This window comes from Rhodococcus sp. IEGM 27, assembly GCF_033142305.1.
GTDB classification, from domain to species: Bacteria; Actinomycetota; Actinomycetes; order Mycobacteriales; family Mycobacteriaceae; genus Rhodococcus_F; species Rhodococcus_F oxybenzonivorans.
Window position 1 is genome coordinate 504,063 of the sequence record NZ_JAWLSG010000004.1, and the last position, 11,259, is coordinate 515,321.

At 64.1% G+C, this 11,259-nt stretch carries 5 protein-coding genes; 2 read left to right on the plus strand and 3 right to left on the minus strand.

Features of this window, described 5'->3' with window-relative positions; translation table 11 throughout:
• The first annotated feature begins 137 nt into the window (after positions 1-137).
• Positions 138-563 carry a hypothetical protein gene (locus R4P95_RS17155; RefSeq protein ID WP_249354381.1) on the plus strand — a complete coding sequence of 142 codons (426 nt, stop codon included), beginning with the start codon at positions 138-140 and terminating at the stop codon, positions 561-563.
• Positions 564-640: 77 nt separating this feature from the next.
• On the plus strand, positions 641-3,238 hold the full coding sequence (locus R4P95_RS17160) for a LuxR C-terminal-related transcriptional regulator (RefSeq protein WP_317745825.1): 2,598 nt from the start codon (positions 641-643) through the stop codon (positions 3,236-3,238).
• Here the strand turns inward: R4P95_RS17160 and R4P95_RS17165 are convergent.
• From R4P95_RS17165 to R4P95_RS17175, 3 genes are all read right to left on the minus strand, one after another.
• A complete protein-coding gene (locus tag R4P95_RS17165) occupies positions 3,235-5,802 on the minus strand; it encodes a LuxR C-terminal-related transcriptional regulator (protein WP_317745824.1) in 2,568 nt (855 codons plus the stop codon). The genes R4P95_RS17160 and R4P95_RS17165 overlap by 4 nt on opposite strands.
• Positions 5,803-5,881: 79 nt before the next feature.
• Positions 5,882-9,001, minus strand: a complete 3,120-nt coding sequence (locus tag R4P95_RS17170) for a DUF4185 domain-containing protein (RefSeq protein ID WP_317745823.1) — start codon at positions 8,999-9,001, stop codon at positions 5,882-5,884.
• Between the two features lie 163 nt (positions 9,002-9,164).
• Positions 9,165-11,201 (minus strand): DNA/RNA non-specific endonuclease, encoded by a 2,037-nt coding sequence (locus R4P95_RS17175; protein ID WP_317756818.1) that lies wholly within the window; start codon positions 11,199-11,201, stop codon positions 9,165-9,167.
• Between the last annotated feature and the right edge of the window lie 58 nt (positions 11,202-11,259).

Sequence of the window (11,259 nt, forward strand, 5' to 3'; positions counted from 1 at the left end):
CGCACAATCCGGCCGATGCCGGTAGGAGGTAGACGATGCAAGCCGACGGTCACCGATCCGAGCTGTGCCACCGACTCTGGAACGACCCGCAAGACAAGACGGGACCTCATGGCCGAGCCATCCCTTATGAAAGCGCGGTGCTCGATCAATACCGGATCTACGTAGAGATGGCCGACCGGGTCAGCGCCCGACGAGGCTTGACGAACTCGTTTTTCCTGAGCCTCAACACCGGCATCTTCGCCCTCGTCGCCGCCTTCGGAAAAATCCCACTTCCGGACAGGACGTGGTGGCTGGTGATTCCGCTGATCGCGGTGCTCGGTCAGTGTTTCGCCTGGTTCTATCTGGTTCGGAGTTACCGCCTCCTGAACAGCGCGAAATATCAGGTCGTCGGCGCCCTCGAGGAACGCCTCCCGGCCTCGCCGTTCTGGCGTGCTGAATGGTGGGCCTTGGGTGAGGGGAACGACCGGTCCCGGTACTGGCCCCTGTCCCATATCGAGCAGTGGATCCCGATTCTCTTCGGGCTTGCCTACATCTCCGCGTTTCTCGCCATCACTTTCACGTGAGTTAGCTGCGTCGGATTTGGCTTCCACCGAGGTCGGCACAGTTTCAGACTTGAAACAAACCGACTAGGCTCGTTGGTATGCACCAGCCGTGGCCGGTGATCGAGAGGCGCGCGGAGGCACAAGCGATCGCCGAGGCCACAGGCTGCGCCACCGGCCCCTGGGGAGTGATCGTCGACGGCGTCTCGGGCGCGGGAAAGACGACACTTCTGTCGGAATTCCTGAAGTCTTGTGTCGGCCCGACAACCTGGCTGGCCGGCAACGCGACCACGAGTAGCACTCCGTTCGGGGCCTTCTCTCGTGTGATCGACAGCCCCGACGCCTGGGATGTGGCAGTGACCTTGTCGAAAATCTGCCGGACGGTCACAGATGGAAATAGGGACGGGACCGTCGTGGTGGATGATGCCCACCTGCTCGACCCGCTATCCGCCGACATTCTGAACCAAATTGCCACCACGCACACCCTCTCATTGGTGATCACACTTCAGACCGGAAATCCGGTACCCGAGGCGATTTCGGCACTCTGGAAGGACCGCGGATTCTCCCGAGTCACCCTGGGCTGCTTCAACCTCGACGAGATCGATACTGTCCTGGTCGCCGCACTCGGGGGCCCTGTGGACAGCAAGACTTCGGTGCGGATCGCGGCGGCATCGGAGGGAAATCCCCGCTTTCTCCGTCACCTGGTGGAGGGTTCGTTGGCCGACGGCCGCCTGATTTGCTGCAACGGAATCTGGCAGCTGCGCGGCGAGCCGACCATCACCGAGGAATGCGCACTGCATCTGCGTCACCTGTGTGCAGCAGTACCGGCGGCGGCCGAGCGGGCTCTGGCGGTAGTAGCCTTCGGTGAACCTCTAGACGTGGCAGTTCTCGAGGCGCTGACCAGCACAGAGTCGATGCTGGCGGTCGAATGCACCGGATTGGTCCGTTTCGGCACAGAAGGCGGGATTGTTGTGGCTCGGCTGGCTCAGCCCTTCCTCGGGGAGGTTGTGCGACAGCAGGTGGATGGTGCGGAGGCACGCCGCATCCGTGGAGAACTCGCGACGCTACTCGGCGCGGACGCCAGGGAGCCGCTCACGCGAATTCGGGCTGCTGCACTCTCCATCGGTACCGACCATCATCGAAGTCCGCAGTCACTCACCGCGGCTGCCGCGGATGCGACTGCGCTCTGCTCCTTCGCCAGCGCAGAAGAACTCGCGCGTGCGGCCTCGGCCGAGGGCGCCGGCTTTCGGGCTCAGCTCCTTCGCGCAGGCGCACTGGCGTGGACGGACCGAGGCGGCGAGGCGGAACAAGTCCTGGCCTCACTCGATCCGGTGAACAGGCCGGAATCCGACTACACCCGGTGGGCAGTGCTGAGGGCGGGAAACCTGTTCTGGAACCTCGACGCGCTCCCCAGCGCATACAGGATCCTGAGAACTGCCTACGCACATGTCACCAGTCCAGCAGGACGCCACTGTGTAGAGGCGGCGCGCGCGGCCATCGACGTTTCGGCCGGCCGGGTAGTCGCCGCAACGAAGGCCGCAGCTCGGGTTCGCCACGCTCCGAACGCTCCCTCAGCCGCGAAAATGTGGGCGGCGAGCGCGAGCTGCATGGGTCTCGCGATGATGGGGCACGGAGACGAGGCGGCCTCCCTGGCCGATGAATCGCTCCACCTCACTCAACCCGACACAGCTGTGCTGCGGTTCTCCATCGGCCACGGGCATATCACGGCGCTCATCTACACAGGTCGATTCACAGAGGCAGAACTGGCTGCCGACCGCTACCTAGAGCTGGCGCGACACCACGATGCCGCATGGTTCGGCATCAGCTCGCTGGTCGGGAAACTCAGCTTGACCCGGGGACGAATCGGTGACGCACACAAGAGGTTGTCAGAAGCCGCAGCGGTCCTCGACACATCCAGTCCCGAACGGCGGGTCGTCACCCACCTTCTCCTGGCCCGAGTCCTCGCTGTCTCGGGACAGACCCAGGAGGCAGTTGGCGCGCTCGAGCAGGCCGAGACGTCGTTGGGCGAACACCGACATCTCTACCGATCCGACGTTGTGATCTCGCGAGCCTGGATCTCGGCCGCTTCCGGTAACCTCGGCCGCGCGATCGGTTTGGCACGTCGTGCTGCCGCCGACGCCGAGGAGGCGGGCCTTCTCGCCGTTGCCGCGGAGGCAGCGCATACGGCCGTCCGGTTCGGGGACAGCGCTTCGGTCGTTCAGCTGCGCGCACTCTCGACTGCCGTCGACGGGCTGCTGATCGGTCCGATGGTGGACCACGCGTCCGCACTCGCCGACTCTGACGGTGATGGATTGCTTGCTGCTGCCAGGAAATTCGAATCCCTGGGTGCCTATCTTCTGGCTGCGGACGCGTACGCCCACGCTGCGGGGGCATACCGTCATGTCGGTAATCGCCGTGACGAACTTCGCGCATCCACGCGGGCCTACGCACTGGCGCAGAAGTGTGACGACGCCTGGACCCCCGCAATATTCGCCTCGGCGGCCCCGTTCCCGCTGACACCCCGCGAAAGGGCCGTCGCTGCACTTGCAGCCGGCGAGCTCACGAATAAGGAAATCGCTCACCGACTAGGGGTTTCGGCACGCACGGTCGAAGGACACGTCTACCACGTGCTGATGAAACTCGATGTGCGCGATCGCGAAGAGATGGCCGAGACTGTCGCGATGGGGACCTGCCGCTAGGCGTCGGGGCCGATCATGAGTCTGCTCACCAGCGATTTCCGATTGTCGACGCCGAGTTTTGTGGACATCCGATACACGTGACCTTCGACGGTGCGTACCGACAAGGTCAATCGTTGAGCGATCTCCCGGTTGGTCATACCGATCACGACGAGCGAGGCGATGCCGACTTCGCGAGGTGTCAGCCACGAAGGACTATCAAGTGCACGCAACGCGGGTGTCCTCGCACCTGGGCACAGGCCGGCGAGTCTACGGGCTGCTGCCGTCGACAACTGTCGACTGGCATCGTCACCATGCCGCCGATGCACGATTGCAGCCTGCGCGGCCGCATCAGCTGCGAGCAGGTAGGCATGCATCCTTTCGAGATTCGCTGCTACGCGGTCTAATCCATGACCATCCCGCACACCGAAGCTGTGCGCCTGAGCCGCAGCCACGCGCACCAAGGGACCATCCACCGAATGGGTCAGTGCCCGCAGTCGGCCCGTGGCAGATCGGTCTCCGAATCGAACCGAGGTGTGCAACGCCACCGTCTCGACACCGAACATCGACCCGGCGTGAGCCAGCCTCGCCGCCTTGCGCGCAGCCGCGATTGCCTCACGTTGCTCGCCACGCGCCGCCAGCATCCACGCGCGTGCGAGCAACAGGTCGGGTTCGAACGACGCCATGTGGACACCGAACGACGACTCCGCAGCAGCAAGTGCTTCAGTGGCATCATCGGTCCGCTCCTGCATGCCCAGAGCTTGGCACAAACCGATTAGGCTCAACGTCAGCCAGATCGGGGGTCCCCCGCCCATCGCCGCGGCCCGACCGCGCCGGAACTGATCCTCTGCGTCGGCCGCTCGACCCACTGCGAGATGAGCAAGACCGCGAATGTACATGTCGACCACCCAGTTCGATCTGCCCGGGCGGGTCGTCACGTAGCGTTCAAGCACCGAATCGAGGGTGTCGAGCTGTCCTGATACGGTGGCGGCGAACACCTCGGCAACACCGATCTGCGTGTGCCCGAGCATGAATCCCACCGCCTTCGCCGCCTCCGCACCACACGTGGTGACACCCGGGACCTGATCTGTGCGGCCCGCCCGTGCCAGCGCTGCGCCACCGGTGGACGCTGCCAGCGCCAAAGCCGACGGTGTACCTCCTTCGGGCCCGAAGAGGGCTCGAGTCAACTCGAGCGATCGCGGCACGTCATTGGCGAAGAAGTCGAAGGTCAACTCCACGGATGTGACAACATCCCGTCCGTGGCGGCCCGTCACGCGAGCACGCATGTCGGCCAGTTTCTCCCGCGCGGCGGCCTCGCGGTCGGCGAAAAACAAGGCCGTGGCACGCCACATCCCCCACGTGAGCGATTCGGCTTTGGACATCTCCGCAGGACTAACGGCGGCGAGCAGCGTGTCGGCATCGTTCACCCGTCCTTGCCACGTCATCGCCCGCGCCGCGACCATGGCCGCTCTGATTCCGCCCCCTCGGGACAGGGCCGCCTGGGCGAGGCGCTCGGCGAGCGCATACTCACACAGGTCGAGCGCGGATTCGGCCGCCTCGATCGTTCGAGCGACATCGATCTCGGCGTCACTGTCGAGCGCGAGCGTCGCCAGCCGCAACGTGTCGCCCGGCAATTCACTTGCAAGGTGGGCGCGAACAATCCGTCCTCGCAGTACGCGGGCGGCCAGCACGCCCGTCTGCTCACGCAGCACCTCCCCCAGGATCGGATGGCTGAGTGTCGTGACGCAGCCCAGGCCCTCGGAGCGAAACCGCAGAAGTCCGCTGCAGTGTGCGGCAGCGACGGCGTCAGGTGACGTAACGCGCTGGAGGACGTCGACGTCGATGCCCTCTTCCAGAGCCACCAGCCGGAGGACGTCGAGCACGTCGGGAGGCACGTTCCGTAACCGCGACCCGAGCAGCGATGCCAGCTCAGTGCTGACAATGGGCCGCGATCGCAATCTCCACACGCCGTCGGACCGCTCGAACAGGCCGGACTTCCATGATCCTTCGACGAGATGCCGTAGGTAGAGCGGGTTTCCCTCCGACATATTCCACAACCATTGCGCGCCGACGTCGTCCATCGGCCCGCCGAGAGCAGTTTCGATCACCCGCACCGCTTCGACACGAGTGAACGCGTCGAGTTCGACTCGATGCAGGACGCCGTCGGCGAGAAACGCGGTGGTCGGGCTTGGGCCACCGCCGCCGAGCGTCACCACGAGTCGAACACCGCCATCGTCGATCAGACCTCGGAGCAGAGTGGTGGACAGCGGATCGAGCCGGTCCGCATCGTCGACGACGAGGGTTGTCGTGAATCCTTGGAGTGCGATTACAGCGCTCGTGAGTGCGATGTCCGGATCGGGTGCCGCACCGATATTCACCACCGGAGCGAATGCACCCAGCGGGACGCCACGTAACGAGTCCGTCCCGACGACCCAGACTGCCTCGCAGTCACGTTCGCACACGATCTTCTGCGCCAAGGTGGTCTTTCCCACCCCAGCCGCGCCGACGATGACGATACCGCGCGTCGAATCCCGCGCGAGGGCGCTGATCTCGGACCCCCGCGGGATGGATGGCCACGTCAGGACCATGAAACTCAGTCTAGGTGTGGCAGAAGCGCGGGGGAAGGAGGTGGGTTGCCTCCCGATCCGCAGATCGGGAGGCAACCCGTTACCGGCCGTCGTGGGGGTTGACGCCCCCGTCGTCACGGAACCCGGGGCTCGACACGGGGATCTTGAACTGCAGCACCCTGTACGGCCATCCCTTGTCGGGGCCCTCCGTCTTCCACTGACTCACGAAGATATGGAACCCACCGTCCAACTTCGAACCGGGGACGATCGACGGACCGTAGAGCTGTGCCACGGCGTCGTCTCCCTCCTGTCCCCAGCCGACCCCGCGCAAGGGCGTGCTCTTGTGTGCCTCGTAGAGGTTGTCCGTGATCTCCGAGAACACGCGCACGTCGATGTCGTAGCCGCCCGCGTCGGAGCTGTCGAACGTGACCAGTACCCACTTACCCTGGATTGCCCGCAGACACATTTCACCGAACTTGGCGGCTGAGTGCGCTCTCTCCAGCACCGGGGTCGGCTCGTTGCCCCAGCGCCACGCGCCGTCCTTCCAACCCCACCCCTCGTACGCATTCCGGTCGGTGATCCTGTCCTCGCGCACACGCCTGAGGATCAGGGGTTTGTCACGCTGGAAGCCGGTGGAGAACACGTAGACCCATCCGTCCCCGGGAGCATCCCACGTCCAGAGCTGGGCAAGCCCGCGGTGGATCCCCGCATCGAATTTCGCCCCGGTGTGCTGCCAGGTGTGTCCGTCGTCGGTCGACTTCCAGATTTCGGTCCAGACGACGTTGCCGAGGCCCTTGTTGACCATGGCATGCAGGTACATCGTGTCACCGATGGTGACGACGTCGGACGGGAGAACTGTCGAGAAGAACGGATTGTCGTGTTGGTAGTCCCAGAGCTGTCGCGCATAGCGGGGGTCGCCGCCGGCGGCCTCACTCCACACGATTCCCTCGTCGAGCTTCTTGGTGTCGGAGAACAGCGCTACCGGCGAACGCCAGTCACCTTCACCTACTCGGGGTCCGCGGAAGGTGTCGCCGAATATTGCCAGTAGTCGTCCCGACGGCGTGCGTGCCATCACGCCGAGATCGGTTGCGGCCATGCCGAACCTGTCGGTCAGCCCCGGACCCGTCACCTCCTTGATCTTCTTGGAGTGGTGCACCTTGGGCCCGGCCTCGATCGGAACCGCCGGCCGGGGTGGTTCCGGTGCCGGCAACCGCCACCCGTTATGGATGACTTCGTTCCATTCACCCTCATAGACGTTCCCGGTGACCGGCCATCCCCACAGCTGCTGCATTCGCGTCGCTACATCTTGGGTGGCCTTGTCGAAAATGCTGGTGCCGGGAATACCGATGGTCTGCTGCCAGCGCTTCAGGCCGTCTTTCGAGGACTGCGGTTCGTTGCCGAAGGTGTTCGACCACGATTCGGTGGGCCCGTCCAGCGGCCCCCAGTAGTGACCGGGCGGTAGCGGAAAGCGATCGGGATCGTCGGGGAGTCCCGCGTACCGCTTCGCCGCGGTCAGCACGACGTCATAGGGAAAGGTGTCGGGGACGTCCCAGTGCGTCCCATCCTTGAAACCTTTGAGAACGCGCGAGCCGTACGTGTAGTTGTTGTGGCTGCTCACTCCCTTGCGATTGTGGCCCACCCCGCCGATGTCGACGCGCTCGATCGGAATGTCGTACTCCGTGGCGACCTTGGCGATGACGAAAGCCACCATGTCGAGCATCTTCGTGTGAGCGAGCCACTGCTCGCGCGACTTGGGCCGTTCCTCGCGGTTCGGATTGGCGCCACTCCAGGTTTCAGTGTTTCCCGAAGTGCCCACCATCGCGATCTGGACGCTGACACGGTTGTCGCTGAGCACGCCCCAAGCGGTGTTCTTGGTGCTGACGGTGTTGATGATGTGGTGATCGTCGATCAGGTAGTGGTAGCTGCCGTTCTGCGCTCCGGCCTGGTAGTTGGCGACATTCTCGGCACGGGCCACCCAGTCCTGGTTCTCGGTGGTGTGCAGATAGATACGCAGATATGCACCGTGACCGGTGTCATACCCCGGGCCTCCGTACCACGCGATCGGGTATCCAGTGGGCGACGTGACCGGCTGCGGTTGCACTGGTTCGACGACCGGGGTCGGAATGTCCGCGGCGACACCGTCCCACTGGCCGAATCGCTCTTTGAGGATACGGTTCCGGTCGATGCCGACGCCTCCCACCTTCTGCTTGTCGATCTCGAATTGGTGCAGGTGCGCCGCGGGGTGTACACGACCGTTGCTGCCCCAATTGTGCATCCAGAAGTAGGTGCCGACGCCGTCGCGGAGCGCCCACTCGATGGTCGGGTAGTTGCAGTAGACACCCATCCTGGTCTTGCCGAGCCGTTCCTGCCACGCGAGCAGGTACGGGCGAACCAGCGTATTCCACTGTTCCTCGCTGGGCGACGCGTCAACCGACACATAGATTGCCGCCGTCTCGGGGCCACCGGCCTCACGGTGAATCTGTATGCCCCGCTCGGCGTCCCGTCGACCCTGCTCCGCTCCACCGAGCCAGTCGGACTTACCGAATTGGAAGTTGGAGACGACGACCATACCGCGTGCGCGCAGGGCGTCGGCCTCCTCCCTCCGCAGCGGTTTGCCGAGCATCCATTCCGCCCTCGGGTCGGAGATGTAACGAATGGCACCGGCGAATCCGCCCGACTGGATCTGAGCAGCTGTGGGGACACCAGCGGAGAAGTCGACCAGGAGCTTGCCTACCAACGAGGTGTGTCCGTTGTCCTTCGGCGCCTCACGCGGATCTTTGGCCTCCTTCAGCCATGTCGAGTCGGGATCCAGATCGGGTCCGCCGAAGCGGCCCGGCGCACCGAATGTCTCGAAATGCAGATGAGGGCCGCTCGAACCACCCTCCGAGCCGACCACGGCTATCTGCTCACCCGCGTGCACTGGATCGCCGAACTTCCACTGTTGCCCAGTGTGTGGGTTGATGAACGACGATGGGGGCGTGTGGCCGAACGTGAAATCCAAACCCCATTGAGTCTGGGAGTCGATCACCAGCCAGGAGCCGTAGCCCTGAGGGTCGTCGTCGATTCCCACATGAGCGATGGTGCCGTCTGTCGGTGCATAGATGGGCGTGCCGTTGTTCGCCGCGATATCGACGCCGCGATGATCCGGCCGGTCCGGAGTTCGGTAGCCGCTGCTCACGCCGGTGTAGGTTCCGGGGGCCAACGGATGGTAGCGATTCATGATTTCCTCACCAGTGAGATGGAACTGTGGTCCGCGACAACGCCGGGGTGCTCCATGTCGGACCAATCACCCCACTGCGCTGAATAGTTCGATCCTCTCCCCTGCCGCGTGGGTTCGTCGTGAGTAGTCCGGTACTCGATTCTCGAGCCAGTTGTCGTCGACGTCAGAGGATGAGGTCCTGGGGGCGGATCAATTCGCGGGGCAGAGTGGTGCCCTCGACCTGTTCGAGTGGATCGGCCGCCACGTAGGCGTCGAGGTCGAGCCCGGTCAACTGGGCGATCCTCCGCACCGGAACCTGAAACGTTCGATACGCGCCGTAGGAGAACGACTCCTCCCCTTCCGTGAACTCGTCCAGCAGTGCCGCCTGCGTGAGCAGGTAGCCGGTCACCGAGAGGCCGCCGTCTCGTTTGGCCATCGCCACGGTCTTCCAGAACTGACGCGGAAGCGCCACCCCACGGTAGCGGGGGTCGTCGGCGGCGAGCACCGGACCCGTCAGGACGCTCACGGCAAGATCGGCGTTGTCGGCGTTCTTCAGCACGTAATCTTCGAGTCCGAGCCACAGCGTCTTGCCCGCGTTGAAGTCATGGTGCTGCGGAGTGCAGTTCGTAAAGTGGAACGTGTCGTCGTTCGCTGCTTTCGCATTCGGGCCCCAGGCGGGGTCCAGTCGGCGCACGAGGTGCCCTCGGTCGAGCGGGTTGTCCTCGTACACACGCTCACCGGTCTGTTGGTGTGCCGGGAGCCGAGGGTCGAGTATCCAGCGGTCACGGTCCCGCTTCGGGTTCTGTGACTGCTTGCCGTCGATGTTCACAGCCGTGAACAGCGCAAGAGCCCGCTCTGTGTGCATGACTACGCTGAAGTGGTGGTAACGGAGCTCTTCGGACGCAATCGAAGCCACTTGCGGGCCGGGCACCGGCAAGGGTAGATGAACTCGCAGGAACCCCGGGTCGTAACCACGGCGGTTGCTGTAGTCGGGGTCGATCGAAATAGCCTCGGAGTCCATCGGTTCACCGCCGACGGCCCTGCGAGGTTCGGCGGAACCGAGGCGGACAGTAATCTCCAACGGAACGCGCACGATGATTTCCTCCCTGGACACTACGTCCAGCCGGAGCGATGAAGAGGAAGTCGCTAATTCCTGCTGCGCGCCGACGATCTCGTCGACGAGAGCGCGCCAGTCACGCGGCATGTCCTGGTCGGCGACGAACTTCAGGATCCGACTGATCCGCACCCCCTCGTTGAGGATCCCGCCGAACTCGGTGTGCTGCGGTGCTCGTACGCTCGCGTGGTGGAGCGCAACCACTTCCCACTGGTCGTTGAACACCGGCGAGCCCGAGGAGCCCGGTTCGGTGTCCGCCGCATAGTGCAGGAATCGTTCGGGAATATCGACGATACGATTCTCCCGCAGGGCAATTTGCTTCTTGTCTCCGCGCGGATGCTGCACGATGGTCACGAACTCTCCGATGACAGCCTTGCCCTCGGCTTCGAACAGCCGGTTGAATCCGAACTGGGCGAGAACCCGCGCAGGTGCCCGAACCGCCACCAAGGCGAAGTCGCGCTCCCGATCGGCGAGGAAGAACCGGCCCGGATCCAACGGGAAGACCTGCACCGGAAGCGGGTTACCGTCGATACCGTCCTGATAATCGAACTCGATCACGCTACTGCGTGCCGTATCGGCGCTCGGCAGCACATGGTGATTCGTCAGAAGCAAGGTCGGCGAAACGAGAAAGCCTGTCCCGTAGCCCTGCAGTTTTCCCCGAACATCGCGGATGTGCACCCTTCCGATCGACCGTGCAGCCGCCACCCCGGCATCGAGATAGCGCACTCCCACGAAATCGGAGGTGTTGATGATTTTCTCTAGCACCTGATCGGCCGACGCGTCATTATCCACCCACTCGCTTACCCGGTCGAGTGCCTCCTCCACGAGGACACCCGACGCTGCGGTGGGGGTCTCCTGCGGTACATCCTCGCCCGTGTAATAGCGGGTGAGCCGATCCAGGCGTGTGGCGATTCGCTCGAGACTCTCGACGGCAGCGATTCCACCGGGACCGGCGAGCGCGTCCACATGCTCGCGTCTCTGCGAGGCCCTCTCCCGTGCGCGGTGCTCGGCCGCTTCGGTCTGCCGCTGTTTCTCGCTCGCGAATGTCGTTGCGGGCGAATCGAGTCGAACTCGACTGCTTCCCATGCTGTTGACGGTGGTCATCATTTTTCCTCGGGTAGTACTGGCCGGTTGCTACCAGCCTTGCCCCGTCAGGTATGGCAGT

Coding starts and splice junctions, on each gene's coding strand:
- R4P95_RS17160 (WP_317745825.1), top strand. CDS start 641: ATGCACCAGCCGTGGCCGGTGATCGAGAGGCGCGCGGAGGCACAAGCG.
- R4P95_RS17165 (WP_317745824.1), bottom strand. CDS start 5,802: ATGGTCCTGACGTGGCCATCCATCCCGCGGGGGTCCGAGATCAGCGCC.
- R4P95_RS17170 (WP_317745823.1), bottom strand. CDS start 9,001: ATGAATCGCTACCATCCGTTGGCCCCCGGAACCTACACCGGCGTGAGC.
- R4P95_RS17175 (WP_317756818.1), bottom strand. CDS start 11,201: ATGATGACCACCGTCAACAGCATGGGAAGCAGTCGAGTTCGACTCGAT.